The following is a 25,960-nucleotide window of genomic DNA, read 5'->3' on the forward strand; positions in this document are numbered from 1 at the left end:
ATGCGTCAGAGGATTCGCCGGGCGATCTTCGCCTGTAGCTGGTAGTAGTCGAAAGCATTGCTCGGGCCAATCTTCGTAAACGGATACTGGAGCTGGTAAAACTGCAGGGTGATGTTGATGACACGGTTGTTCGCAGTCTCCGTCAGCACCGTGCCCTGGAAGTTCTCTGCCTTGAAGATGATCGAATTGGTCAGGTAGCGCGCGATGGTGATCGGCGTGGTCGCGCTGGATTGCACCCGCCGCAGTTCGCTCGAGTTCGTGTCGAAGTAGTATCGCGACCAAATGTTCGTCGCGGTCGTCCGGTAAATCTGCAGCGCCATACCCTGCTGGGCCGAGCCGTCGGCGACCTGCACAAAGTTGGTGGCCGTCCCATTGCCGATCTTGAGCGTCGTGGCCGACCGGACTTCGGCTTGCAAGGATGAGAATGTTCGCCGGGCCATGTCGTCTGCACCCAGCTTGCGGATCGTCCACTCATTGAGCCGCAGGCCCATGATATGCGCGGCGATCACCGCGCCGATGACCACGGTGAAGATGCCCATCGAAATCATCATCTCCGTGAGCGTGAGCGCCCTCCGAGCCCGCCGGGCCTCCGCCGCCTTTGAAGGGGTCGTGCGCATGGCTAGTTGTCCGGCGCGCGATAGGTGACGAGCGTGTTCGTGAAGCGCCGCCCGGTCTGCGCGAACCGCCACACGCAGGCCACCTGGATCATCTTCAGCCTGGGCGCCACGGCTGAAAGCGTGGTGATCGTCGTGAAATTCGTCGCGTAAACCACGTTGGTTCCGGCCACCGGCAGGTCCAAAATGGTGATTTGCACCGGGAAGTTGGTCGAAACGAGTTCATCCACGCCGGCCTCGGTGTCCCACTTCGCCGAGCGCACCTGTTCCATCCGCTGGATCGCCAGCGCCTGCGCCGCGTAAGAAAGCCCGGACCACTCCGCGCGCGAGGCCGACTGGGTATATCCGTAGATGACGCCGACGATCGTGATGGCCGCGAGCAGCACCGCCATGACTACTTCCACCAGGGTGAATCCGCTCGTTTCTCGAAGCGACCAGCCTGGGCGGGCATTGAGTTCGATCGTCATGGAAGGCGAAACACGGCCGGGCAACGGCGAACGCCCCGGCTACCGTTGCTGCGAATCTACGGAGTTGCCATGCCAAGTCAATCCTCCTGCGTCCGCCGCGCCCCCGTCACGGCGAGAAAGCCATTGGCTTCGAGTCACGTTTTGCCTACAAGTGCCGCGTCGCCTTGACCGAATTCTTCCAACAACTCATCAACGGCCTCGCACTCGGCTCCATCTACGCGCTCATCGCCCTGGGCTACACGATGGTCTATGGCGTCCTGCGCTTCATCAACTTCGCGCATGGCGACGTGTTCATGGTCGGCGCGTTTTTCGGTTTCTACCTCGCGCCGCGCGTCGGGCAGCTCTTTGCCCCGCCGTCCATTGCGGGCGCGCTCGTGGTGCTCGTGCTGGCGATGCTGCTCTGCGCGCTGCTCGGCATCATCATCGAACGCCTCGCCTACAAACCGCTGCGCGACAAACCCAGGCTCACCGTGCTCATCACCGCCATCGGCGTGTCGCTGCTCATCGAGTATGTCGGCCAGCACAAGAAGGTCTTCGGCCCCTCGCCGCAGACGTTTCCCGAGCTCATCAAGCACGAGAACTTCAAGCTCGGTGGCGTGGTGTTGAGCAACCTCGACCTCGTGGTGCTGCTCGTGACGGTCGCGTTGCTCGTCGCGCTTCAATTCATCGTGCACCGCACGCGCATCGGCACGGCCATGCGCGCCGTGTCGTTCAACGCCCCCGCCGCCCAGCTCATGGGGGTGAACCTCAACGTCGTCATCTCGTTCACGTTCGGCCTCGGCTCCGCGCTCGCCGCCGCGGGCGGGATTCTTTACGCGATGAAGTATCCCGCCATCGAGCCGCTCATGGGCATCATGCCCGGCTTGAAGGCCTTCACCGCCGCGGTGCTGGGCGGCATCGGCAACCTCCCCGGCGCGGCGCTCGGCGGCGTGGTCATCGGCGTCGTCGAGACCTTCGTCGGCGGCAGCAAGATCTCGCCGTTCCGCGACGCGATCGTGTTTGGCATCCTGATTTTCATCCTGCTCTTCAAGCCCTCCGGCCTGCTCGGCAAGATGGAGGTGGAGAAAGTCTGATGAAAGAGAAACTCCTCCTCCTCGCCGCCCTCGTCGTGAGCCTGCTCGTCTCGCTCGTGTCCGACCGCATCAATCCCTACCACCTCGACATCCTCCTCGGCATCGGCATCAACATCACGCTCGCCGTCAGCCTCAACCTCATCAACGGCTACACCGGCCAGTTCTCCATGGGCCACGCGGGCTTCATGGCGGTCGGCGCCTACATCGGCGCGTCGGTCACCACGTTCGCCGGGCCGACCGTCCTCGCGTGGTTCGGCGGCGCGAAGGATTCCGTCGGCGTGCCCGCGCTCTTTCTCGCCGCGCTCGTCGCGGGCGGACTCGGCGCGGCGCTCGCGGGCCTGGTCGTCGGCGTGCCTTCACTGCGATTGCGCGGCGATTATCTCGCCATCGTCACGCTCGGCTTCGGGGAAATCATCCGCGTCATCCTGCAAAACATCCAGGCCGTCGGCGGGCCGACGGGCATGAAGGGCATCGCGCCCTACACGACGGTTTTCTGGACGTTCGCGTGGGCGGCGCTGACGGTTTATTGCGTGCTCGCGCTCGTGCACTCGACCTACGGACGCGGCTTCATCGCCGTGCACGACGACGAAATCGCCGCCGCCGCGATGGGCATCAACACCACGCGCTACAAAGTCGCGGCGTTCGTCATCGGCGCATTCTTCGCGGGAGTCGCGGGCGGGCTCTACGCGCACCTGAAGAGCTTTATCTCACCGGGCGGCTTCGACTTCATGAAGTCCTTCGACATCGTCGTGATGGTCATCCTCGGCGGCATGGGCAACACGCTCGGCGTCGTGCTCGCCGCGATCCTGCTCACCGTGCTGCCCGAGGTGCTGCGGCCCGTCGCCGAATACCGGATGATCCTCTACTCGCTGCTCATCATCATCATCATGCTCGTGCGGCCGCAGGGCTTGTTCACGTTCAAGTGGAAGCCGCGCCACGCCACAACCACGCCGGGTGCCTGACGCCGATTCACAATCCGCGCTGCTCGAAGTCAGCCGCTGCACGATCCGATTCGGCGGACTCACCGCCGTGTCCGAGCTCGACCTGAGCATCGGCCCGCGCGAACTCATCGGCCTCATCGGCCCCAACGGCGCGGGCAAAACCACGGTCTTCAACCTCATCACCGGCGTCTATCAGCCCACGGCGGGCGACATCCGCTTCGAAGGCGCATCGGTCGCAGGTCGCAAACCGCACCAGATCACCGACCACGGCATCGCACGCACCTTCCAGAACATCCGGCTCTTCCCGTCGCTCAACGTCTTCGACAACGTGCGCGTCGCGTTCCACCTGCACCTCGTCAGCGGCATCGAGCATGCCCTGTGGCGCGGCGCGGCGTTCAAGCGCGAGGAGCGCGAGATCGAGTCGCGCGCGATGGAACTGCTCGACATCTTCGACCTCGGCAGATTCCGCGACGCGCCCGCGAAGAGCCTCCCCTACGGCAGCCAGCGCCGGCTCGAAATCGTCCGCGCGCTGGCGACCAAGCCCAAGTTGCTCCTGCTCGACGAACCCGCCGCCGGCATGAACCCCACCGAAAAAGCCGAGCTCATGCGGCTGATTCGTTTTGTGAAGGACAAGTTCCAGCTCGCCGTGCTGCTCGTGGAACACGACATGAAAGTCGTGATGGGCATTTGCGAACGCATCGCCGTGCTCGACTACGGCGTCAAGATCGCCGAGGGCTCACCCACCGAAGTGCAGCGCAACCCGAAGGTGATCGAGGCATATTTGGGCGAGGACCACCTCACGCCGGAATGAGCGCGACCCTCGAAATCAAGGACCTCGCCGTGAACTACGGCGCCATCACCGCCCTGCACGGCGTCTCGCTCAAAGTCGAGCAGGGCGCCATCGTCACGCTCATCGGCGGCAACGGCGCGGGCAAGACCACGACCCTTCGCACCGTGTCGGGACTCATCCGCCCGAAGTCCGGGGACATTCTCTACGAGGGTCGCAGCATCGCCGGCGCGAAGCCGCACCAGCTCGTCGCGCGCGGACTTGCCCACGTGCCCGAGGGCCGCATGATTTTCGCGAACCTCACCGTGCGCGAGAATCTCCGGATGGGCGCCTACTTGCGACGCGACAAGGCGGGCATCGCGAAGGACCTCGATTACGTGTTCGCCGTGTTTCCGCGGTTGAAGGAGCGCGAGCAGCAGGTCGCCGGCACGCTCTCGGGCGGCGAACAGCAGATGCTCGCCATCGGCCGCGCGTTGATGAGCAAGCCGCGGTTCCTCATGCTCGACGAACCCTCGCTCGGCATCGCGCCGCTGCTCGTGAAGACGATTTTCGAAAAGGTCGTGGAGATCAACCGCGAGCAAAAGATCACCATCCTCCTCGTCGAACAGAACGCCAACCTCGCGCTCGAAGTCTCGCGCTTCGGCTACGTCCTCGAAACCGGCCGCGTGATTCTGCAGGACGAGTCCAAATCCCTCCGCGCCAACCCTCAAGTCAAGAGCGCGTATCTCGGCGCGTAACGGCACGGCGTTCACGCCGCGCCGGATTCCGCCAGCAGTTGCTCCAATTCGGCCTGCGGCCCCTCGTGATGCTGCGCGATGGCGAGCTTGAGCGCGCGCTCGAATGTCTCTTTCGCGGCAGGCTTGTTCCCGAGGGCTTGCTCGCATTTGCCGAGCAGGATGGCGACGGCCATCCAGTCAGGCTTGGCCGCGAGCGCGAGGGCGAATTGCCCGCGGGCTGCTTCGAAGTCGCCGAGATCAAAGTGCGCCTTGCCGAGGCTGAAGCGCGCCATCGCGTTGTCCGGGAACTTCGCGAGCGCCCGCTCGCAGCGTTCGATGTTGGAATTCATCGGAGCTTCAACGTGCGTCGCGGGTCTCCCTCCGTTTCGCATTCCGGAGCCCGCATTCCGCATCCAGTTCGCGCCTCACGCCGGCCGCACAAGGATCTCCTCCACCAGCGCGCGCGGGGGGATGTTGATGGCCAGCAGCGCGCAGGCGGCGACGTCCTCGGACTTCATCATCACCGCCCGCGCCGCGGCGTCGGGCACCACGGGGCGCTTGTCGAGCAGCGGCGTGTCGATGTCGCCGGGAAACACCGAGCAGGCGCGGATGCCGTTCTTGCGCTCCTCGGCGTTGATGGACTGCGTGAGTCCGGCCTGGCCAAACTTGGAGACCACGTAGGCCGGGCCGCTCTTCGGGCTCGCCTGCCGGCCCGCGTCGGAGACGATGTTGACGATGGTGCCGCTGCGCCGGGCGCGCATCTGCGGCAGAAACGCCTGCGCGCAGTAGTAGGAGCCGTGCAGGTTCGCATCGATCACAGCGTGATAGTCCTCGAGCGAAAGCACGGCGAGCGAGCGGTTCGGGATGTTCGTGCCGGCCGCGTTCACCAGCACCTCGACGGTGCCGAATTTCTTCAAGACCGACTTCGCCATCCGCTGCACCGCCGCGACGTCACCGATGTCGCACGGGCAGACCAGCAGCCGCGGGCCGAGCCGGCCCGCGCGTTTCACGGTGGCGTCGAGCGCGCCGCGGCGGCGGCCGAGGATGGCGACGCGCCAGCCTTCTTTCACGAGCGCGAGCGCGGTGGCTTGGCCGACTCCGCTGCCGGCCCCGGTGACGACGGCGTGTTTGTTCATGGTGGTGCGTGGCAGCGAAGCGTCGGTGTTCATCGCGCTCCGGTCGGCGCGGAACGTAACGGTTCCCCGGCTGCGGATTCAATTCAGAATCCTCGGCGCCGCGGGCGCCGGAGAAAGCGACCTTGATACGCGCGGAGCCTGTCCCTACTGTCCGCGCATGCACCTCCTCATTGGCGCCCTCGGCATCGTCGTGCTCATCTCCTGCGCCTGGGCGCTTTCGTATGACCGGAAGAAGTTCCCGTGGCGCATCGTCATCGCGGGCATCTCGCTTCAGGTCGTGTTCGGCGCGCTGATCCTCAACACGACGCCGGGGCGCGCCTTCTTCGACTTCTTCAACACCGCAGTCACGAAGTTCATCAGCTTCGCGGGCAAAGGCACCGGGATGGTGTTCGGCCCGCTGGCGGACGGCGACCTGCTCGGCAAGTCGTGGGGCCCGCAGAATTCCGTGATCTTCGCCGTGCTCGTCGCGGGCACGATCATCCTCGTGTCGGCCGTGTCGTCGTTCCTGTATCACTACGGCCTCCTGCAGGTCGTGGTGCGCGGCGTGGCGTGGGTGATGCAACGCGTGATGCGGACCAGCGGCAGCGAGAGCCTCTCGGCCGCGGCGAACATCTTCATGGGCCAGACCGAGGCGCCGCTCGTCATCAAGCCGTATCTCCCCGGCATGACGCGCAGCGAAATCCTCGCGATGATGATCGGCGGCATGGCCACCATCGCCGGCGGCGTGCTCGCCGTTTATGTGAGCTTCGGCGTGGACGCGGGCCACCTGCTCACTGCCTCGGTGATGAACGCGCCCGCAGGGCTGCTGATGGCCAAGATTCTCCTGCCGGAATCCGAGGCCAGCCCCACGGCGTCCGGCGCGCACGCGGATGTCCCGCGCGAGACGGTGAACGGGCTCGACGCGCTGTGCGTCGGCGCGGGCGACGGCATGAAACTCGCGATCAATGTCATCGCGATGCTCATCGCGTTCGTCGCCCTCGTTTACGCGGCGAACTACCTCGTGTCCCTCCCGCAGGAATGGGCGCAGGTGCAGCAGCCGGTCACCATCCAGAAGTTCCTCGGCTGGGTGAACGCGCCGTTTGCGTTCCTGATGGGCATTCCGTGGAAGGACTGCACGGCAGTCGGGCAGGTCTTCGGCGAACGCATCGTGCTCAACGAATTCATCGCGTATCTCACGCTCACCGGCGAGCCGATCAAGGGCGCCATCGAGCCGCGCAGCTTTAACATCGCCGCCTACGCCATCTGCGGGTTTGCGAATTTCAGCAGCATCGCCATCCAGATCGGCGGCATCGGCTCGCTCGCTCCCGGGCGCCGGGGCGACCTCGCCAAGCTCGGCCTTCGCGCCATGGCGGGCGGCCTGCTCGCGACGTATCTCACCGGCACCATCGCCGGGATTCTGATGAAGTGACGGCGCGCAGCTCGCCTACGCCACCGGCAGCCCGCTCGCGAGCAACACCGTCTCCTGTGTCGCGAGGTCGTGCGCGGGCGGCCATCCGAACTTCTTCTCGCCGCGGATGACCTTCGCGAAGTCCGCGAAATCCGCCTCGTATCGCGGCAGGTTGGGAAAGCTCACATCCTGATAACCTTTCTTGAAGTCGCCGCGCGGCTGCGCCAGTGCGAGGCGCGCCTTCGGCGGCTCGAGCGGGCGGATGTCGAACGTGCCGGCGTCGCCGCACACCACGAACTGCCGCCGCGCGCCGCCGTCCACTTCGACCAAGGCGCTGCGGACGGTGACGGTGGCGTTCGGGTAATCGAGCACGGCGAGCTGGTTGTCGAGCAGGTCGTCCTTGAAGTTGCCGCTGTGGCGCGCGAAGGCGGTGACTTTCTGCGGGCGGCCCAGCACCGTCACCACCGCGTCAATCACGTGGCAACCCAGCTCGAACATGGTTCCGCCGCGATACGGCAGCAGCTTGTTCCGGTCGCCCGCGCCGCTGGCCTTGCTGATGACCGTCTCGATGGAAAAGACGCGTCCGAGCCAGCCCTCGCGCACGGCGCGGAAGCACAATTCGAACGCGGGATTGTAGCGGAACATGTAGCCCATCTTGACCGTGAGTCCGCGCCGGGTCGCCTCGTCGAGCAGCGCCTTGAACTGCGGCAGCGACTCACCCGCGGGCTTGTCCAGATGAATGTGCATGCCGGCCTTCACACAGCGCGCGCCCACGGCGAGCAGGTCCTTCACCTCGGTCTCCACGGCGACCATCTTCAGCCCCGGCGTGTTGAGCAACTGCTCCTCCGTCATCATCGGCACGCCCTGGTAGGCCGGGTTTTTCTCGAGCGCGCGCACGGCTCGGAGGCGTTCGTCGGGTTCGACGAAGCCGACCACCTCGAAGTCCGGCGACTTGCGCATCGCGGCCATCTGCCCGTCGGCGTGCGCGTGGCCGGTGCCAATCTGCCCGACGCGGATGCGCGGCGTGGACTTGGAAGGCTCCGCGGCGCGCGCGTTGAAACCGGCGAGCAGTGCGGCGTTGCCAGTGGCTGCGAGGAAATGGCGGCGGTTCATGATGCCGGAAGCTCTACACGATGGCGGCCCGCCGCGCCAGCCTTCGAGGCTTCTGCGCGTTCCCCGCTCACATCTGTTCCGGCGACTCGATGCCGAGAGCGGCGAGGCCCTGTTCGAGCACGCGGCCGGTGAGACCGCACAACGCAAGCCGCGCCTCGCGCACCGCGCCCCCGGCCTTGAGCACCGGGCACGCCTCGTAAAAGCGCGTGAACTCGCCCGCGAGCTCGTAGAGGTAATTGCAGAGGAAGTTCGGCCGGTATTCGTCCGCCACCGCCTCGAGTGTCAGACCGAAGTTGAGCAGGCGCCTCGCAAGCGCGAATTCCGCGGGCTCGGTCAGCGTGCATTCGGCACTCCGCATTCCGGATTCCGCGTCGGCACCTCCCTTGCGGAAGATGCTGCGGACGCGGGTCGAGGCGTATTGCAGATACGGCGCGGTGTTGCCGCTGAGCGAAAGCATGCGGTCCCAACTGAACACGTAGTCCGTCTGCCGGTTCGGCAGCAGGTCCGCGTATTTCACCGCGCCGATGCCAACCACGCGCGCGATCCCGCGCCGCGTGGCATCGGGGAGCTCGGGATTCTTCTCGGTGACGACCTTGAGCGCGCGTTCCTCGGCCTCGTCGAGCAAGTCGGCGAGTTTCACCGATTCGCCGGAGCGCGCCTTGAAGGGCCGGCCATCCTCGCCAAGGATCGAACCGAACCACACGTGCGCGAGCCGCACGTCCTCGTTCGGGTGCCAGCGGCGGAAGGTTTGAAACAGTTGCTGGAAGTGGAGCTGCTGCCGGCCGTCGGTGACGTAGATGATCTCCTCCGGGTGCCACGTGGCGAGCCGGTGCGCGAGGGTCGCGAGGTCGGTCGTGGAGTAGTTGAAGCCGCCGTCGCTCTTCTGAATGAGCTGCGGGTTCGGATGCCACTGGCCGTCGCGCTGGATCTGAAACGGATCGTCCTTTGGCGGCCGCGTGCCGTCCGAGAACACGCACACCGCGCCCTCGCTCTCGCGCGCGAGTCCGCCCGCGAGCAGCGCGTCCACCACGCCGCGGAGTTGCGGATTGTAAAAGCTCTCGCCGAGCGTGTGGTCGAACTTCACTCCGAGCCGCGCGTAGATCGTGTCGAACTGCGCCTGCGAGAGCCGGATCATCTCGCGCCAGACGACGAGGTTTTCCGGGTCGCCGGATTGGAGTTTCACCAACTCCGTCTTCGCCGCCTCGCGCACGGCGGGGTCGGCGTCGCACGCGGCATTGACCGACTTGTAAATGCGCTCAAGCTCGGCGATCGGGTCGGCGGCGAGCGCGGCGCGGTTGAGCTCGCGCTTCCATCCGAGCAACAGCATGCCGAATTGCGTGCCCCAGTCGCCGATGTGGTTGTCGGTCACGACGCGGTGACCGAGCAGGCGCAGCACGCGCGCGAGGCAATCGCCGAGGATCGTCGAGCGGATGTGGCCGACGTGCATCGGCTTGGCCACGTTCGGCGAGCTGAAGTCGATGACGACCGTGCGCGGGTGCGCAGCGCGCCCGAAAAACAGGTGGTCGCCGCGCGCCGCGGAGGCGAGCGCCGCGCCGATCGCGTCGGGTTTGAGCCGGAAGTTCAGGAACCCCGCGCCTGCAATCTCGACCGGCTCGCACCAGCGCGCGACATCGAGCCTCGACTGCACGTCGGCGGCGAGCTGGCGCGGGTTGAGCTTGCGCTGCTTCGCGAGGCCGATGAGCGCGTTGCACTGGTAGTCGCCGAACCTCGCGTCCGGGCACGGGCGCACGAGCACGGACGAAACGTCCGCGTCCGGCAGCGCCGCGGCGACGGCGCGCCGGAGTTCGCGTTGAAGTTCCCGGTGCAGCATGGGCCGCGATGATTCAAAGCGTGCCGGGCCGTGTCGAGTGAATTGGTGGGGCGCATCACGCCGGGTGCGCCGGGTCGAGTGATCCGCGAGAATTGCAGTTCTCACCGGCCGCCTGCTGTGGTTGGATGCCGCGCGATTTCCATGAACGCCCATCTCGCCTTCGCGCGCGTCCTTCCCGTCCTGCTTGCACTCAGCCTCGTCAGGTTCGCGCCGGAAGCCGCGGCCCAGAAGCTCACGTCCCCGAAGGAATTCCTCGGCCACGCCATCGGCGACGACTACTTTCTGGCCAACTACACGCAGCTCACGAACTACTGGGCGCGGCTCGATCGCGAGTCGGACCGGCTCAAGGTCGTGCGCATCGGCACCACGGAGGAAGGGCGGCCGATGTTCATGTCCATCGTCACGTCGCCGGCGAACCACCGGCGGCTTGCGAGATTCAAGGAGGCTTCCGCCAAGCTCGCGCGCGCCGAGATTTCCGAGAAGGAGGCCCGCAAGCTCGCCGACGAGGGCCGCGCGGTGGTGTGGATTGATGGCGGCCTGCACGCGAGCGAAATCCTCTGCGCGCAGGTGCTCATCGAGACGGCGTGGCAGCTCGTGAGCGGGCGCGACGCGGAGACGCAGCGTTTTCTGGACGACTGCATCGTGCTGCTCGTCCACGCGAATCCCGACGGAATGGACCTCTGCTCCGACTGGTATATGCGCGCGACGAACCCGACGAACCGCTCGCTCGCCGGCCTGCCGCGCCTCTACCAGAAATACATCGGGCACGACAACAACCGCGACTTCTACGCGAGCACGCAGGCGGAGACCAAGGCGATGAACCGCGTGATGTATCGCGAGTGGTTTCCGCAGATGGTTTACAACCATCACCAGACGGGGCCGCCGGGCACGGTGCTGTTCTGCCCGCCGTTCCGCGACCCGTTCAACTACCACGTGCACCCGCTTGTCGTCAGCGGCATTGACGCCGTGGGCGCGGCGATGATGAACCGCTTCCTCGCGGAGAACAAACCCGGCGCGACGACGCGTTCGGGCGCGCGCTATTCGACGTGGTGGAACGGCGGCCTGCGCACGACCGCGTATTTTCACAACATGATCGGCATCCTCACCGAGACCATCGGCAGCCCGACGCCGATGCAAATTCCGTTCAACCCATCGCTCCAGCTCCCGCGCGCGGATTACATCGCGCCGATTGCGCCGCAGACGTGGCATTTCCGGCAGTCGGTGGATTACTCGGTCACGGCGAACAAGGGCATCCTCGACTACGCGTCGCGCCACCGCGCACAACTGCTCTGGAACTTTTACAAGATGGGCCGCGATGCCATCGCCCGCGGCAAGGGCGACTCGTGGACCATCACGCCCAGGCGCGTCGAGGCCGCGAAGGCCGCGCGCGCCGGCGGCCCTCGCGCGTCGGGCGCGGAGGAGTTCGAGAAATCCTTCCGCGCGCCCGCGCAGCGCGACGCCCGCGCCTATGTGGTCCCGTCGAGCCAGGGCGACTTCCCAACGGCCACGAAGTTCATCAACGCCCTCATCGAGACCGGCGTGAAGGTGCAGCGCGCGGCGAAGCCGTTCGACGTGGCGGGCAGGTCGTATCCCGCCGGCAGCTACGTCGTGCCGTGCGCCCAGGCGTTTCGCGCGCACGTGGTGGATTTGTTCGAGCCGCAGGATCATCCGAACGACTTCGCGTATCCCGGCGCGCCGCCGACGCCGCCCTACGACAGCGCGGGCTGGACGCTTGCGTTCCAGATGGGCGTGAAGTTTGACCGCGTGTTCGAGGAGGTGGACGGACTTTTCGAGCCGCTCGACGACGTGGTGCCGCCGCCGCCCGCGCCGGTGCTCGACGAGAAGGGCGCAGTCGGATTCTTCCTGCACATGCGGGCGAACGATTCCATCCGCGCCGTGAACCGGCTGCTCGCCGCGGGCGAGGAAGTGCGGCGGCTCCGCGAACCCTTCACGGCGGAGGGCTTCCGGCATCCGGCCGGGATGTTTTTCATCACGCGACGCGACTCGACGCAGCCGTTGCTGCAAAAGACCGCGCGCGAACTCGGCACACGCTTCACCGGCAGCAAGGAGGCGCCCGCCAGCGAGGCCGTCCTTCTGCGCCCGCCGCGCATCGCGTTGTGGGACCGCTACGGCGGCTCGATGCCGAGCGGGTGGACGCGGTGGATTCTCGAGCAGTTCGAGTTTCCGTTCAAAGTGGTGTTCCCGCCCGAACTGGATGCGGGCGGGTTGGGGGAGAAGTTTGACGTGCTCGTGCTTGTGGACGGCGCCATGCCGGGTTTCGCGGGAACGGCCGGCTCGAACACAAATCGCGCGACAGCACCGGCCGCGACGGGCGACGCGCAACCGCCGGACACGGGCGGCTCGCTCAGCGAGCAGAGCATCCCGGCGGAGTTTCGCGGCCGGCGCGGCAGCATCACCACCACGCGAACGGTGCCGCAGTTGAAGAGGTTTCTCGAGGACGGCGGGACGATTCTCGCCATCGGCAGCTCGACGCGTCTGGCGCGCGACCTCGGCCTTCCGGTGCGGAATCACCTCGCTGAGAAACGCGACGACGGCCGCGAGGTCGCGCTCACGCGAGAGAAGTTCTTCGTGCCCGGCTCGGTGCTCGAAGCGCGGCTCGACACGACGCACCCGCTCACGTGGGGCATGGAGGAGCGCGTGGACATGATGTTCGTGCAAAGCCCCGTGATGAAGCTTGACGACGGCGCGTCCGCGGGCGGCCTGCGGCGCGTCGCGTGGTTTGACAGCGCGGCGCCGCTGCGCAGCGGCTGGGCGTGGGGGCAGCAGCACTTGAAGGACGGTGTGGCCGTGGCCGAGGCGCGCGTGGGCAGGGGCCGGCTCGTGCTCTACGGACCGGAGGTGCTCTTCCGCGCGCAACCGCACGGCACCTTCAAGCTGGTGTTCAACGGTCTGATCGGCTCGGTGATGGACGGGGGAGATTGAAGCGGGCGAATGTTCAGCATCCGGCGTTCAGAACGGAACGCTTCGTCCCGCGCCCCACGCGCTACTCGTATCGGAGGGCCTGGATCGGATTGAGCTTCGCGGCCTTGATCGCGGGGAACAGGCCGGCAAGCACGCCCACCGCCACGCTGAAGGCGAAGGCGACCATCATGGCCTCGACTGTGATGACCGGTGAGTTGTCCGTGGGGGTGAGCGTGGTGAGCAGTTTCACGAGCGCGTTGGATGCGAGCAACCCGGCGAGTCCGCCGAGGACGGCGAGGACGACGGATTCGACGAGGATCTGGATGAAGACGTCGAAGAACGACGCACCGATGGCCTTGCGAATGCCGATCTCGCGCACGCGCTCGGTGATGCTCGCGAGCATGATGTTCATGATGCCAATGCCGCCGACGATGAGACTGATGGCCGCGATGATGCCGCCGGAGAGGCGGGCGTTCTTGATGGCGACGGTGATGTTCTCGGACCAGTTTTCCTGCGTGCGGAAGGAGAAGTCCTCGATCCCGCGGTGCGTGTGCATGAGGACGTTCTTGGCCTGCTGCAACGCGCCGTCCATCTGCTCGATGTCGGCGACCTTGATGTTTATTATCGAGAGACGCGGGTCGGGGATGCTGTCGGCAATGTTGCCGCTGCTGGAACTCGACGAACTGCCGCCGCTGGAACTCCGGCCGCCATCGCCGCGGCTGCTGCCGAATCCGCTGAAGCCGCTGCGCTCGCTGCCGCTGCCGGACGCGCGGAACTTGAGCCACATGGTGTTGAGCGGGATGTAAACGGTGTTGTTCTTCAGATCGAACACGAACCCGCCGCTGCTGCCGCTCCGGCTGCCACCGCTCGGCCCGCGGCTGCTGCTGCTGCCGGGCGGTCCGAACCCGCGCGCGCGCTGGACGCCAGCCTCCTTTTTCTCCGGTTGTGGCTGGAGCGCGGCAAGTTCGCGGCGCTTGCGGTCCTGCTCGCTCTCGTAGTTCTCGAACATGCCGATGATGCGGAAGCGCTGTCCGCCGATGCTGACGGACTCGCCGACGGGGTTGATCTCGCGCCCGATGTCCTCGGGATGACCGAAGAGGGCATTGCGGACGCCGGTGCCGATGACGCAGACGTTGCGCGCCGTTTCATCATCCACCTCGTTGAACATCCGGCCGTATTGGATGACGTGCTGGTTCATGTCCAGCGCGCTGGGCCACGTGCCCACGAAGTTGTAAGGGTTGAAGGCCTTCCCCTCGCGCGTGATGGTGAGGTTGCGGCCGCGCATCTCGGGGGTCACAGACTTGATGAGCGGCGCGCTGCGGAGAAGCGCGTAAACGTCGTTCATGGTGCAGCCCACCGCCTGGTCACCGAGATGCTGCTGCCACGCGGGGATGTCCTGCTCCTCGATGCGGACTTTCTCGAGCCCGCCGATGGCGATGAGCGCCTCCTTCATCCCGTTCTCCATGCCCTTCACGATGGCGGACATGGTCACTAGGCTCGCCACGCCAAGCACGATGCCGAGCATGGTCAGGAGCGAGCGAAACTTGTTCGCCCAAATTTCCTTGAAACCGATGATGAGCGTGGTGAACACGGTGCGCGCAGATTCGGCGGAACCATCCAAGGCTCTCGCGCGGTTGGCAACCCAGATTTTCGGCGGGCGCAGGCTCCGGGCGCTGGCAGCGTCCCTGCTATCCGCCGCGGCATGAACGCACTCGCGCGGGATCCATCGGGGAACATTGCGAAGGTCGTGCGCACGCTCCGGGCTGGCGGGTCTGGCTGGCACCATGAAGGCAAGAAGCTTGATCCCAAATCAAGCGGTCTCGCCAGGCTTCGGAACATTCTGGTGATCCGCCGCCACTGCGCCCGTTCACGGCACGGCTCAGTTCAGCAGCCGGTACCAGTTGTCGCGCTGGCGCGGCTCGTAGCCGAGGTCGCGGATGAGCCGCTGCATGTCGGCCACGCCCATGCGGAAGGTCGTGCCCGCCGCGCTCACCACGTTTTCCTCGATCATGATGCTGCCGAGGTCGTTCGCGCCGGACTTCAACGCGACCTGCCCGATGTCGGGCCCCTGCGTGACCCACGAGCTCTGGATGCTCGGGATGTTGTCGAGGTAGATGCGCGAGAGCGCCTGCATGCGCAGATACTCGTGCGCGCCGACCGTCGGCGCCTTGAGCACCGCGTTCTCCGGCTGGAACGTCCACGCGATGAACGCCGTGAACGCGCCGCCCTTCATCGCGCCGGATTCAAGCGCGTTTGCAAAGGCCGCGGCGCGTTCCATCGGCAATCGGCAACCGGCAACCGGCAATCTCCCCAATGACTCGTCCTGCTGCGCCCGCACAACGTCGAGGTGTTCGATGCGGTCCTCGACGGTCTCCACGTGACCGAACATCATCGTGACCGTCGTCGCGAGACCGAGGCGGTGCGCCGTGTCCATCACGCCCATCCAGTCGGCCGTGCTGGCCTTGAGCGGCGCGATGCGGTCGCGCACGCGGTCCACGAGGATTTCGCCGCCGCCACCGGGCAGGCTGCCGAGCCCGGCGGCGACGAAGTCCTTCAGCACCGTTTCGACCGGCTCGTTGAAGAATCCGGAGAACGCGACGATCTCGCTCGGGCTGAAGCCGTGGACGTTGACCTGCGGCCACTTCGCGCGGATGTGTGAAAGCAGGTCCAGATACCACTGCTTGGTGAGCTTCGGATGATGCCCGCCTTGCATGAGAATCTGCGTGCCGCCGAGCGCGACGGTCTCGGCGATCTTGCGGTCCATCTCGTCGAGCGTAATGACGTAGGAGTCGTCGTCCTTCTCCGTCCGGTAGAACGCGCAGAACTTGCAGTAGACATTGCAGACGTTCGTGTAGTTGACGTTGCGGTCCACGATGTAGGTGACGATGTCGTTGCCGCGCCCGCCGTGCGCCGCGGCGCGGAGCGATTGGCGCCGGCGGTCTGCGAGCAGGCCGAGGTCGTCCAGGGGAAGGCCGTAGAGTTGACGCGCCTCGGCTGCCGAGACGCGGCCGCCGTCCCAGACTTTCTGGAGCAAGGCGTCGGAAGGCGGCTCGTGCTTCACGCGGGGAACGATAGGCCAACGCCGGGACGTGACAAGTCCCGTGGATCACGGCTGCTTCCCCGGGCGGGCCTGCAACCGCCGCCCGGGCGCCGGATCGCAGCATCACGAAGAACACCAGCACGGCGCTGACTCGCGGCGAGGCAACCCGCTGCGGCGTCACGGCACAAACCGCGGCTCGAAGACCGGCCCGATGCCGTGCTTGCGCATGAGCTCGATGAACACCGCCAACCCGCGCCGTTCCTCCGCGCCGAGATGATAGTGGATGTGCCAGCCGAGGTAGTCTTTGCGGAATTCAAGGTCGAATTCCGTCCGGACGCGAATGATGTGATCGAGCGTGTCGAGCCCGAAGTCGCGCGCCTCGCGAAGTGTCCGGCGAATCTCACCCGTGTCCACGCCCCGCCGCAACGCCCACACCGCATACACGAACGGCAGTTTTGTCGCTTCGAACCACGCCGTGCCAAGGTCGAGGATCGCGTGCTCGTGCGGACGGCGCAGAAACTCGATGGCCCTGTCGCCGATGATCAGCGTCGCGGTGTGGGTTTGAGCGTCGTCGTAGCTCCGCAGCGGGCGGAACTCCGGCCGCAAACCGCGCTCGGCCAGCAGCACGCGCAGCAGGTTCACGCTCGTGAGCGATGCGGTGTCGCAATGGATCTCGGTCAACTCTTCCAGCGGCTTCTTGTGCGCGAGGAGAACGCTCTTCACCTCGCCGAGCGACGCCACCGCGATGCCGTCGAGGAGGTCGAAACCGTCGTTGAGCAGGGGAAACGTGACGCTGACAAGCGCCGCGTCGAGTTCGCCCTTCTCAAGCAACTCGCCAAGCCGGGACGGTGTCGTCAGCACGATCCTGTCCTCGATGCCGCGCGTCAGCGGGACGGCGTTGAGGTAATGCACGGAGCCGATGCGCCCCAACACGGGAGATGCCCCGGCCAGCTCGCGCTCACGCCGGGCTTGCCCGGCGCGCTTCTCCCGCTCCACACGCTGCGCCGTGGCTTCCATGGATTCGCGCGGTGCGAGGCGGAGACCTGGCTGTCCCTCCGGCTTGTTCATGCCGTGGCGAGATTCTCCTGAAGCACGCCCGACCGGCTGACGTTCGTTGCTTCGTCGGAGCCAGTCGGCGGGTCGTTCCACTCCTTCATCGGCTGATAAAACGTGTCGCGCTGCACCGGCACGCGGCCGGCCTCGCGGATCGCCTTCACCATCGCGGCCTCGGTCTGGCGTTGCGGCGACGTTGCGCCGGCCATGTGGAAGATGTGTTCCTCGACGATCGTGCCGTGCAGGTCGTCCGCGCCGCAGCTGAGGGCGACTTGCGCGAGTTTCAAGCCCATGCCGACCCAGTAGGCGGTGATGTGGTCGAAGTTGTCGAGGTAGAGCCGGCTCACCGCGATGGTGCGCAATGCGTCGAAGCCCGTCGGCGGATGTTGCACGGGAATCTCGTTGTTCTCCGGCTGATACGGCAGCGCGACGAAGCCGGTGAAGCCGCGCGTCTCGTCCTGCAGCGCCCGCAACTGCCGCAAGTGATCCACGCGGTCCGCCAGCGACTCGACGTGGCCGAAAAGCATGGTGCACGTGCTCCGCCCGCCGAGCCGGTGCCACGTGCGATGCACGTCCAGCCATTCCTCCGCAGACTCCTTGCCCTTCGCGATGGCGGACCGGACTTCCTTGCGGAAAATCTCCGCGCCGCCGCCGGTGAGCGAGGCGAGCCCGGCGTCCTTGAGTTCGGCGAGAACCCGCTCGACGGGCATCTTCGCGAGCCAGGCGAGGTGGAGGATTTCGATGGCGGTGAAGCACTTCAACTGAAGCCGCGCGTCGAGCGACTTGAGCGCGCGGAGCATCCCGACGTAGTAGCCGAACGGCAGCGTCGGGTGCAGCCCGCCAACGATGTGCAGTTCGGTGACGCCAAGCGCGAGCGCCTCGCGCGCCTTTTGCACGACCTGCTCGGCGGACAGCTCGAAGCCATCCTTGTCGCGCTTCTTGCGCGCGAACGAGCAGAACTGGCAGGAGAGGATGCAGTAATTCGAGTAGTTGATGTAGCGGTTGAGAATGTAGCTGGCGCGGTTGCCGACCTTGCGTTCGCGCGCGAAGTCCGCCAGCGCGCCGACGGCGTTGAGGTTCTTCGACTCGAACAGCCGCACTGCGTCCGCCTCGGTGAGCCGTTGGCCGGCGGCGACCTTGTCGGCGAGGTCGCCCAGCGAACTTTGCTGGAGAAGCATCCGGTTCATCGGCTCAGCGCCCGGGAGGATTGAGCAGGCTGAAAAATGGGAACACCACTTCCGCCGTGGTGACGACGAGGAACACGATGCTCACGAGCGCGTTCAGCCGGAAGAACGCGCTCTGAACCCAGTTCAGGCTCCGCCGCCACGCCAGCCAGTGTTCCATGATGAGACACACAATGATGATGACCATGCCGACCAGATACGCGAGGCGGAATCCTGCGAGCAGGCCAAACACCGCGAGCAGCACCCACATGAGCATGTGCGCGAGAAACGCGGCCTTGAGCGCGTTGGCCGGCCCCCACGCCACGACGAGCGAGCGCAGCCCGTGCGACCGGTCGAACTCGTAATCCTGCAGCGCGTAGATGATGTCGAACCCCGTGAGCCAGCAGACGACCGCCGCGGCGATGAGCAGCGGCAGCAGAAAACTCTGCCCGATGGGCCACCACGTGATGAAGGCCGCGCCGCCCTTCACCGCCAGCCACGCCCCGATGGGCGCCAGCGCCAGCGCGACGCCGAGCCACACGTGCGTGTAGTCGGTGAAGCGTTTCGTAAGCGAGTAGAAGCACACGAGGAACAACGCGACCGGCGACAGGTAAAGGCACGCCGGATTGAGGAAGAACGCCGAGGCGACCATTCCCGCCGCGCCAAGCGCGCACAGCGTCCACGCGCTCGCGAGCGAGATGGCGCCGGCCGGCAGGTGGCGGTTCGCGGTGCGCGGATTCTCCGCGTCGAACTTGCGGTCCACGATGCGGTTGAACGCCATCGCGCACGTGCGCGCGCAGACCATCGCCGCGAGCACGAGCAGGAACACCCGCCAGCCGGGCCAGCCCCGGTTCTCCCGCGCCGCCACGACCATCGCCGCGAGCGCAAACGGCAGCGCGAAGACCGTGTGGCTGATCTTCACGAACCCGGCCCATTTCCGGGCGGTCGCCAGCGGGTTTTCCATCGCAGCTACTCCGGTTCCGACTGCCAGCGCGGCACGAGCTGCTGCGGGATGCCCATGTGGTCGAGCACGCGCGCGACCACGGTGTCCGCGACTTGCTCGATGGTTTGCGGGTGTGTGTAGAAGAGCGGGTTCGCAGGAATCAGGACTGCGCCGGCAAGCAGGAGCAGTTCGAAGTTCCTCACGTGCACGAGCGAGAGCGGCGTCTCGCGCGGGACGAGGATGAGCTTCTTCTTTTCCTTGAGCACCACGTCGGCGGCGCGCAGCAGCACGTCCTCGCTGAGCCCGTGCGCGATGCGGCCGAGCGTTCCCATGGTGCAGGGGATGATGACCATCGCATCCGGCGGGTTGGAGCCGCTGGCGAAAGGCGCGTTCATGCTCTTGAGGCTGTGGCGCTGGGTGCCGTCGGGCACACGCAAACCGCCGGGCAACTCCTCGGCGAGCACCTGCTGCGCGTAGTTGCTCATCACGAGATGCAGCTCGTGTTGCCGCGTGTCGATGTGGTCGAGCAACCGCTGCGCGTAAAGCGCGCCGCTGGCTCCCGTGATGGCAACAAGGATGCGCATGGGAAACGGCTGCATGGAGGCGACCGCCGGGTGGACTATTGTCGCCGCCCCATACGCCCGCAAGCCCGTTCCGTTGGAACAACTGAGATCTTTCATGCACTGCCGGGTCCGCTAGGATGCGGCGGCCAATGCACCCCGACTCCGCCGGTCCACGCAACCTGCCGATCATCACCGCGCTTGTGTTCGGCACCTTCGCGTTGTATGCGCGGACGGCAACCTTCGGCTTCGTGCACTATGATGACCCGGACTGCGTGACACGCGTGCCCGAGGTGACCGCCGGCCTGTCGTGGGCAGGATTCAAGTGGGCATTTCAAAGCATCGTGGTCGGTCACTGGAAGCCCATCGTCTCCCTCTCGCACATGGTGGATTGCGAGGTGTTCGACCTGAACGCGGGCGGGCACCATCTTGTCAACGTGCTGTGGCACGCGGCGACGGCGGCCATGCTCTTCCTGGCGTTGCGGGCAATGACGGATGCCCCGTGGCGCAGCGCGATGGTTGCGGCGCTCTTTGCCTGGCACCCGCTCCGGGTCGAGTCCGTGGCTTGGATTACCGAACGCAAAGATGTGCTGAGCGGATTCTTTGCGATGCTCGTGCTGTGGGCTTATGCGCGGCAGGTCATCGCGCCAACGCCAGCGCGGCGTGCGGTGGTGATGGTCGCGTTCGCGCTCGGGCTGATGTCCAAGTCGTCGCTCGTGACGCTGCCTTTCGCGCTGCTCCTTCTCGACGTCTGGCCGCTGCGTCGGCTGGAGCCATTCAGTTCGCAAGGCGCAGAAGCGGGGATCGCACCGCGTCGGGGTGTAACGCTCGCGGCAGCCATCGCCGAGAAGATGCCGCTTTTCGTGCTTTCGGCGTCGGCGAGTGTCATCGCGTTTCTGGCGGCGAAATCCGGATACGCCGGCCAGACGCCGGCGGATTCGCTTTCGGCCGGGTTACGAATCTCCAATGCCGCCGTGGCCTGCATCGAGTATCTGCGCCAAACGGTCCTGCCCACCGGCCTCGCGGTCTTCTATCCTTACGTGTCCGTGCCCGCTTGGAAGGGCACGCTCGCAGCGGCGGGGATGGCCGGGCTGACGGTTTGGGTGTTCACGCAGGCGCGACGCCGCCCGTATCTCGCGGTGGGCTGGTTTTGGTTTCTCGGGATGCTCACGCCGATGATTGGACTCGTGCAATCCGGCGCACAGTCGCGCGCGGACCGATACACGTATTTGGCCCACATCGGGCTCGCGATGGCCGTGGTTTGGGGCGTCCACGATTGGGCCCGATCGAGGCAACGACTCAGAGCGGCACAAGGTCTGTTCGTTGCGGCGGTTTTCGGCTGCGCCATGGGCACGCTTGCGGTGCTCCCGCACTGGCGCAACAGTTTCACCCTCTTCGAGCGCGCCGCCGCGGTGACTCGTGACAACTGGACCGCGCACGGAAACCTCGGCTTCCTGCACCTGGCCGCGGGGCGCGCGCAAGAAGCCGTGCCGCACTTGGAAGTCGCGGTGCGCACCATGTCGCGCGACGAAAACCTGCGCTTCAACCTCGCGCTTGCATTGTTCGACTTGGGTCGCGTGGAAGAAGCCACGCCGCACCTGCGCGAGGTGATCCGACGAAACCCGGGCTTCGCGGCCGCGCACCGGCGGCTGGCCGACGCGCTGACCCGCCTCCAACTCCGCGCCGAGGCTGCCGCGAGTCTTGAGCGGGCCGCACGGCTTCAACCGACGGACGTGGATGCGTGGGTGGACCTCGGCGTGCTGCGCGCCGGGCTCGGCGACAAATCCGCAGCGGCCGGCCACTACCGGCGCGCGCTTGCGTTGAATCCCGATCACGCCGCTGCGCACGCCAACCTCGGCGGACTCCTTGCCGATGACGGGCGGCTGGATGACGCTGCGCCGCACCTTGCGGATGCCGTCCGCCTCCAGCCCACAAACAGCGTGGCACGCCACAACCTAGCCCTCCTGTTGCTGCGCCAGTCCCGCGACGCCGACGCCGTCGCCCAACTCCGCGAGGCGGTCCGGCTCCAGCCGGACTTTGGCAACGCGCTCAATCGCCTCGCGTGGGCGCTGGCGACCAGCCCGGAGGATTCCGTGCGCAACAGCGCCGAGGCTCTCATGCTCGCGCGCCGCGTCGTGCATCTCACCGGCGGGCGGGAACCAATCGCGTTCGACACGTTGGGAGCCGCACTCGCCGAAACCGGGGACTTTGCCGAAGCAACGCGGGCAGCCTCCAAGGCGTCGGAACTTGCAACCACCGCCGGCCGCTCCGCGCTGGCCGCGCAGGCACAGGCGCGAGCGGAGTTGTATCGCGCCGGCCGGCCATTCCGCGATCAGGCATCGCGCGAGCCGTTCCGGTGACTCCCGTCGTCTTTTTGCTTCCGCGCCGTCCCGGTTTCGCCGAACGTCGCCCTACCCGATGAACCGTCCGGACGCCACGCCCCAGGTGAGGCTCGCGGGATTCCTGCTCGCGGCGCTGACGCTCCTGGTTTACTGGCCGCTGCGACAGCACGAGTTCATCAACTTCGACGACGGCCTCTTCGTGACCGAGAACCCGGTCGTGCAGGCCGGGCTGACCTGGCGCGGGATCGTGTGGGCCTTCACGGAGGCGCCTTACAGTTGCCCGCTGGTTTACGTGTCCCACATGGCGGACGTGGAGCTCTTCGACCTCGAAGCCGGCGGGCATCACTCGATGAGCGCGCTGTTCCACCTCGCAAATACCCTGTTGTTGTTCGCGGTGCTGCGCCGGTTTACGGGCGCGCTGTGGCCGTCCGCGTGGGTCGCCGCGTTGTTCGCGTGGCACCCGATGCACGTGCAATCGGTCGCGTGGATCGCCGAGCGGCGCGACGTGCTCAGCACGCTCTTCGGGTTGCTCGCCCTGTGGAGTTACGCTTCCTTCGCAGATCGGCCGGGATGGCGCCGCGGCGTCCCGGTGTTTGTGTTCCTGCTGCTCGGCCTGCTCGTGAAGCAGATGCTCATCACGCTGCCCTTCGTCCTGCTGCTGCTCGACGTGTGGCCGCTAGGCAGGTTGAAGCTCGACCCCGGCTGGATGGCGCGCGCGCGTCCGCTGGTGCTGGAGAAGCTGCCGTTCTTCGCGCTCGCCCTCGCGTTCACCGCCGCGGGACTGCTCTCCGCGCAACGGGGCGGACTCCTCCCGACGGACGCGGAGCTCCCGCTGGGCGCCCGCATCGGCAACGCGTTCGTCGCCTACTGGCGCTACCTCGAGCTCACTGTGTGGCCGGAGAAGCTGGCGATCCTTTACCCCCATCCCGGGCGGCTGCCGCTCGGGCAGGTCGCGCTCGCGGCTGCGGCGCTCGGCGGTGTGACATGGTGGATCTGGCGCGAGCGCGGCACGCGACCGTGGCTGCTCGTGGGATGGCTGTGGTTTGTCGGCACGCTCGTGCCCGTGATCGGCATCATTCAAGGCGGACAACAGGCGCTCGCGGACCGCTACAGCTACGTGCCGCACATCGGTTTCTTCGTGATGCTCGCGTGGGCGGGCGCGGAAGTCGTGGCGAAGTGGCCGGCATTCAAGCGGCCCGTCGTCATCGCGGCGGCGATGTCGGCGGCAATTTGCCTCGCCGCGACCTCGTGGCAACTGAAGTTCTGGAAGGACAGCCTCGCGCTCTTCACCCGCGCGGTCCAAGTCACCACAGACAACCACGTCGCCCGCAACAACCTCGCCGACGCGCTCGCGGCGAAGGGACGTCACGACGAGGCGCTCACCCATTACCGCGAAGCCCTGCGGTTGCGCCCGGCGAACCCGGTGCTGTTGAACAACACCGGAATGGCCCTGCTGCAGACAGGGCAGACGACGCAGGCGATGGAGCATTTCCGCGCCGTGATTCAGCGCAATCCGGCCGACGCCGACGCGCACTACAACCTCGGCCTCGCGCTCGCGGCGCAGGACAAGCTCCAGGAAGCCGCCGCCGCATACCTCGAGGCCATCCGCCGCAAACCCTCCCACGCGCCCGCGCACAACAACCTCGGCGGCGTGCTGCTCATGCTCGGCCGCAACGCCGAGGCTTCCAAGCACCTCGGCGAGGCCGTGCGACTCGACCCCCGGCTCGTCGAGGCGCGTCTCAATCTAGCGCAGGCGTTTGCGCGGACCGGCCAGTTCGCACCGGCGGCGGACCAGTTGATGCAGTTCCTCGCGCTGCGCCCCGACTCGGTGGAAGCGCTCTGGCAGCTCGCACAGGTCTTCGCCAAGCTCGGCCGCGGAGGGGACGCGCGCGCCGCGATTGACCGCGCAACGGCGATCGCCGAATCCGCTGGCCGGCCCGAAATGGCCGCCGAGTTCCGACGACGCGGCGAGCAACTGCTCGCCCAGCCCGGAACCACGAACGCCCCCAAAAAGTCGCCGTGAAAGCGCGCCCAGACGGACCGCGTCCCTCTTCCATGCCCAAGCCGGCCCGCATCGCCGCCGCGCTGGCCGTGCTGACCGCGCTCGTGTATTCGCCTTCGCTCACGCACGACTTCGTCAACTTCGACGACAACCTTTTCATTCTGGACAACGAGGTGGTCCGGCAGGGGCTGACCGGCCACGGGATCCTCTGGGCATTTACGTCCGCACCCTACAGTTGTCCGCTCGCGTGGGTGTCGCACATGGTGGACGTGTCGTTGTTTGGGCTCTGGGCCGGCGGGCATCACCTGGTGAACGTGCTCCTGCACGCCGCGAACGCCGCCCTGCTGCTGATGGTCCTCCACCGGATGACGCAGGCGGTCTGGCCGTCCGCGGCGGTCGCGGCGCTCTTCGCGTTGCACCCGCTCCATGTCGAGTCCGTCGCGTGGATCGCCGAGCGGCGCGACGTGCTGAGCACGTTCTTCTGGTGGCTGATGATTCTCGCCTACGCGCGATACGCGGAGCATCCCGGGTGGCGCCGGCAGGTGCCGGTGTTCGTCTGCCTGCTGCTCGGATTGTTGAGCAAGGCGATGCTCGTGACCGCGCCGTTTTTGTTGCTGGTGCTGGATTTCTGGCCGTTGCGGCGCATCACCGACGGCCTTCCTGAAGGCGCGCGACGACCCGGGCCGGCGGCCATGCTCACCCGCATCCTGCAACTGGCGCTTGAAAAGGCGCCGCTCTTTGTCCTCGCAGCTTATTTCGTCCTCGAGAGCCTGTTCACCGCCCAACTGACAGGGTTGCTCGAATCCACGGCGGGACTGTCGCTCCCTCACCGAGTCGCCAACGCGGTGACCGGCTACGCCCGCTACCTCGGCATGACCGTGTGGCCGGTGGATTTGATCGCGATGTATCCGCTCGCATCGGCGGTTCCCGCGGGCCAAGTCGCCGGTGCCGCGTTCGTGCTCGGAGCGCTGTCGGTGCTCGCCTGCTGCCAATGGCGCTCGCGACCGTATTTGCTCACGGGTTGGCTGTGGTTTCTCGGCACGCTCGTGCCGGTCATCGGGTTCGTTCAGGGTGGCCAGCAGTCGGTCGCAGACCGATATACCTATGTGCCCATCGTGGGACTCTTCATCGCCGTGGCATGGGTCGCGCACGCCGCGGCGGCACGGACACCGCACGCCGCGCGACCACTCGCCTGCGCCACCGGCGCGGTCTTGATCGCCTGTGCGTGGGCAACGGTTCTTCAGCAGCGCCATTGGCGCGACCGATTCGCGCTTTGGACGCATGTGCTCGAAGTCGCACCCGACAATCCCTTCGGGAATTACGGCATGGGCCGCGCGCTCCTCGATGTCGGCCAGGTCGAGGCGGCCATCCCGCACCTCGAGAGGGCGAAGTCCTTGAACTTGCCGGGCTGGGAGCTCAACAACCGCCTCGGCGCGGCATGCGCGCAACTGGGCAGGCTGGACGACGCAATCGCTCACTTCGAGGAGTCCGCGCGCCGGCGCGAAACGTCCGATGCGCTGTTGAACCTCGGCCGGGCGCTCGCGCTGCGGGGTCGGCACGACGAGGCGCGCGCCCGGTGGCGCGAGGCGTTCACGAATCCCGCAGTAACCTCGCGCGTGGAGAGTTTCACGGCCGCCATCCAGGATGAGGCGCGCCGCCGAGCGGATGATGCCGGGTGGCAATGCGACCTGGGCGAGCTGTTGATGCTTCAAGGGCGCCACGGGGAAGCGTCGGCTGCATTCCGCGACGCTCTGAAACTGGAGCCGAACCACGCAACCGCGACCGCAGGCTTGCAGCAGGCGCTTTCCCGGTTGGAACCGACGCGTCCACCGGCCCCGACCCCGAAGCCCTGAGCTTCAACCCACACATT

Annotated in this window: 20 protein-coding genes and 1 pseudogene; 9 read left to right on the forward strand and 12 right to left on the reverse strand. The window is 66.6% G+C overall.

Going from position 1 to position 25,960, the window contains the following annotated elements:
* Positions 1–5: 5 nt before the first annotated feature.
* Together FJ386_02655 and FJ386_02660 are read right to left on the reverse strand one after the other, a co-directional pair.
* Positions 6–617 (reverse strand): hypothetical protein, encoded by a 612-nt coding sequence (locus FJ386_02655; GenBank protein ID MBM3875604.1) that lies wholly within the window; start codon positions 615–617, stop codon positions 6–8.
* A 2-nt stretch (positions 618–619) separates the two neighbouring features.
* Positions 620–1,081, reverse strand: coding sequence for a hypothetical protein (locus tag FJ386_02660; GenBank protein ID MBM3875605.1), 462 nt, complete (start codon positions 1,079–1,081; stop codon positions 620–622).
* A gap of 164 nt (positions 1,082–1,245) precedes the next feature.
* On the opposite strand from FJ386_02660, the gene FJ386_02665 reads away from it, so the two are divergent.
* The 4 genes from FJ386_02665 to FJ386_02680 are packed head-to-tail and all read left to right on the forward strand — an operon-like array spanning position 1,246 to position 4,619.
* Positions 1,246–2,154, forward strand: a complete 909-nt coding sequence (locus FJ386_02665; GenBank protein ID MBM3875606.1) for a branched-chain amino acid ABC transporter permease — start codon at positions 1,246–1,248, stop codon at positions 2,152–2,154.
* Positions 2,154–3,116 (forward strand): branched-chain amino acid ABC transporter permease, encoded by a 963-nt coding sequence (locus tag FJ386_02670; protein ID MBM3875607.1) that lies wholly within the window; start codon positions 2,154–2,156, stop codon positions 3,114–3,116. Before FJ386_02665 ends, FJ386_02670 begins: the two co-directional genes overlap by 1 nt.
* Positions 3,109–3,906 carry an ABC transporter ATP-binding protein gene (locus tag FJ386_02675; protein ID MBM3875608.1) on the forward strand — a complete coding sequence of 266 codons (798 nt, stop codon included), beginning with the start codon at positions 3,109–3,111 and terminating at the stop codon, positions 3,904–3,906. The genes FJ386_02670 and FJ386_02675 overlap by 8 nt, the downstream gene beginning before the upstream one ends.
* Positions 3,903–4,619, forward strand: coding sequence for an ABC transporter ATP-binding protein (locus FJ386_02680; GenBank protein MBM3875609.1), 717 nt, complete (start codon positions 3,903–3,905; stop codon positions 4,617–4,619). The genes FJ386_02675 and FJ386_02680 overlap by 4 nt, the downstream gene beginning before the upstream one ends.
* A gap of 11 nt (positions 4,620–4,630) precedes the next feature.
* Here the strand turns inward: FJ386_02680 and FJ386_02685 are convergent, their stop codons facing one another.
* Both FJ386_02685 and FJ386_02690 read right to left on the reverse strand, forming a co-directional pair.
* On the reverse strand, positions 4,631–5,011 hold the full coding sequence (locus FJ386_02685; GenBank protein ID MBM3875610.1) for a tetratricopeptide repeat protein: 381 nt from the start codon (positions 5,009–5,011) through the stop codon (positions 4,631–4,633).
* Between the two features lie 12 nt (positions 5,012–5,023).
* A complete protein-coding gene (locus FJ386_02690) occupies positions 5,024–5,734 on the reverse strand; it encodes an SDR family NAD(P)-dependent oxidoreductase (protein MBM3875611.1) in 711 nt (236 codons plus the stop codon).
* 157 nt (positions 5,735–5,891) lie between these two features.
* Between FJ386_02690 and FJ386_02695 the strand changes: the two genes are divergently transcribed.
* The gene (locus FJ386_02695; protein ID MBM3875612.1) at positions 5,892–7,142 is read left to right on the forward strand and encodes a Na+ dependent nucleoside transporter domain protein; all 1,251 of its coding nucleotides are present in this window, start codon (positions 5,892–5,894) and stop codon (positions 7,140–7,142) included.
* Positions 7,143–7,157: 15 nt separating this feature from the next.
* On the opposite strand, the gene FJ386_02700 is transcribed toward FJ386_02695, so the two are convergent.
* Entirely contained in the window at positions 7,158–8,234 is a 1,077-nt protein-coding gene (locus tag FJ386_02700) for a Gfo/Idh/MocA family oxidoreductase (GenBank protein ID MBM3875613.1), read from the reverse strand.
* 67 nt (positions 8,235–8,301) lie between these two features.
* Positions 8,302–10,065: an arginine--tRNA ligase gene (gene argS / locus FJ386_02705; protein ID MBM3875614.1), complete on the reverse strand. Its 1,764-nt coding sequence runs from the start codon at positions 10,063–10,065 to the stop codon at positions 8,302–8,304.
* Positions 10,066–10,206: 141 nt separating this feature from the next.
* Between argS and FJ386_02710 the strand changes: the two genes are divergently transcribed.
* Complete coding sequence (locus FJ386_02710) at positions 10,207–13,008, forward strand: peptidase (GenBank protein MBM3875615.1); 2,802 nt, start codon at positions 10,207–10,209, stop codon at positions 13,006–13,008.
* Positions 13,009–13,750: 742 nt separating this feature from the next.
* On the opposite strand, the pseudogene FJ386_02715 reads toward FJ386_02710, so the two are convergent.
* The 6 genes and pseudogenes from FJ386_02715 to FJ386_02740 form a co-directional block, all read right to left on the reverse strand.
* A pseudogene (locus tag FJ386_02715) lies at positions 13,751–14,512 on the reverse strand (ABC transporter permease).
* 354 nt (positions 14,513–14,866) lie between these two features.
* The gene (locus FJ386_02720) at positions 14,867–16,048 is read right to left on the reverse strand and encodes a CofH family radical SAM protein (GenBank protein ID MBM3875616.1); all 1,182 of its coding nucleotides are present in this window, start codon (positions 16,046–16,048) and stop codon (positions 14,867–14,869) included.
* Between the two features lie 156 nt (positions 16,049–16,204).
* A complete protein-coding gene (locus FJ386_02725; GenBank protein ID MBM3875617.1) occupies positions 16,205–17,095 on the reverse strand; it encodes a menaquinone biosynthesis protein in 891 nt (296 codons plus the stop codon).
* Positions 17,092–18,267, reverse strand: a complete 1,176-nt coding sequence (gene mqnE / locus FJ386_02730; GenBank protein MBM3875618.1) for an aminofutalosine synthase MqnE — start codon at positions 18,265–18,267, stop codon at positions 17,092–17,094. Before mqnE ends, FJ386_02725 begins: the two co-directional genes overlap by 4 nt.
* A 4-nt stretch (positions 18,268–18,271) precedes the next feature.
* The gene (locus FJ386_02735; GenBank protein ID MBM3875619.1) at positions 18,272–19,207 is read right to left on the reverse strand and encodes a 4-hydroxybenzoate octaprenyltransferase; all 936 of its coding nucleotides are present in this window, start codon (positions 19,205–19,207) and stop codon (positions 18,272–18,274) included.
* 5 nt (positions 19,208–19,212) lie between these two features.
* Positions 19,213–19,770, reverse strand: a complete 558-nt coding sequence (locus tag FJ386_02740) for a UbiX family flavin prenyltransferase (protein MBM3875620.1) — start codon at positions 19,768–19,770, stop codon at positions 19,213–19,215.
* 116 nt (positions 19,771–19,886) lie between these two features.
* Here FJ386_02740 and FJ386_02745 point away from each other — a divergent pair, with 116 nt between their 5' ends.
* Genes FJ386_02745 through FJ386_02755 form a run of 3 tightly spaced genes read left to right on the forward strand, consistent with a single transcriptional unit; the run spans position 19,887 to position 25,943 of the window.
* A complete protein-coding gene (locus FJ386_02745; protein MBM3875621.1) occupies positions 19,887–22,106 on the forward strand; it encodes a tetratricopeptide repeat protein in 2,220 nt (739 codons plus the stop codon).
* Positions 22,107–22,164: 58 nt separating this feature from the next.
* Positions 22,165–24,111, forward strand: a complete 1,947-nt coding sequence (locus FJ386_02750; GenBank protein ID MBM3875622.1) for a tetratricopeptide repeat protein — start codon at positions 22,165–22,167, stop codon at positions 24,109–24,111.
* A gap of 32 nt (positions 24,112–24,143) precedes the next feature.
* The gene (locus tag FJ386_02755; GenBank protein ID MBM3875623.1) at positions 24,144–25,943 is read left to right on the forward strand and encodes a tetratricopeptide repeat protein; all 1,800 of its coding nucleotides are present in this window, start codon (positions 24,144–24,146) and stop codon (positions 25,941–25,943) included.
* The last annotated feature ends 17 nt before the right edge of the window (positions 25,944–25,960 follow it).

The organism is Verrucomicrobiota bacterium (assembly GCA_016871675.1).
Lineage (GTDB): Bacteria > Verrucomicrobiota > Verrucomicrobiia > Limisphaerales > VHCN01 > VHCN01.

Coding starts and splice junctions, on each gene's coding strand:
- FJ386_02685 (MBM3875610.1), bottom strand. CDS start 5,011: ATGCGGAATGCGGGCTCCGGAATGCGAAACGGAGGGAGACCCGCGACG.
- FJ386_02690 (MBM3875611.1), bottom strand. CDS start 5,734: ATGAACAAACACGCCGTCGTCACCGGGGCCGGCAGCGGAGTCGGCCAA.
- FJ386_02695 (MBM3875612.1), top strand. CDS start 5,892: ATGCACCTCCTCATTGGCGCCCTCGGCATCGTCGTGCTCATCTCCTGC.
- FJ386_02680 (MBM3875609.1), top strand. CDS start 3,903: ATGAGCGCGACCCTCGAAATCAAGGACCTCGCCGTGAACTACGGCGCC.
- FJ386_02700 (MBM3875613.1), bottom strand. CDS start 8,234: ATGAACCGCCGCCATTTCCTCGCAGCCACTGGCAACGCCGCACTGCTC.
- FJ386_02655 (MBM3875604.1), bottom strand. CDS start 617: ATGCGCACGACCCCTTCAAAGGCGGCGGAGGCCCGGCGGGCTCGGAGG.
- FJ386_02750 (MBM3875622.1), top strand. CDS start 22,165: ATGAACCGTCCGGACGCCACGCCCCAGGTGAGGCTCGCGGGATTCCTG.
- FJ386_02725 (MBM3875617.1), bottom strand. CDS start 17,095: ATGAACAAGCCGGAGGGACAGCCAGGTCTCCGCCTCGCACCGCGCGAA.
- FJ386_02710 (MBM3875615.1), top strand. CDS start 10,207: ATGAACGCCCATCTCGCCTTCGCGCGCGTCCTTCCCGTCCTGCTTGCA.
- FJ386_02735 (MBM3875619.1), bottom strand. CDS start 19,207: ATGGAAAACCCGCTGGCGACCGCCCGGAAATGGGCCGGGTTCGTGAAG.
- FJ386_02755 (MBM3875623.1), top strand. CDS start 24,144: ATGCCCAAGCCGGCCCGCATCGCCGCCGCGCTGGCCGTGCTGACCGCG.
- FJ386_02660 (MBM3875605.1), bottom strand. CDS start 1,081: ATGACGATCGAACTCAATGCCCGCCCAGGCTGGTCGCTTCGAGAAACG.
- argS (MBM3875614.1), bottom strand. CDS start 10,065: ATGCTGCACCGGGAACTTCAACGCGAACTCCGGCGCGCCGTCGCCGCG.
- FJ386_02740 (MBM3875620.1), bottom strand. CDS start 19,770: ATGCGCATCCTTGTTGCCATCACGGGAGCCAGCGGCGCGCTTTACGCG.
- mqnE (MBM3875618.1), bottom strand. CDS start 18,267: ATGAACCGGATGCTTCTCCAGCAAAGTTCGCTGGGCGACCTCGCCGAC.
- FJ386_02745 (MBM3875621.1), top strand. CDS start 19,887: ATGCGGCGGCCAATGCACCCCGACTCCGCCGGTCCACGCAACCTGCCG.
- FJ386_02670 (MBM3875607.1), top strand. CDS start 2,154: ATGAAAGAGAAACTCCTCCTCCTCGCCGCCCTCGTCGTGAGCCTGCTC.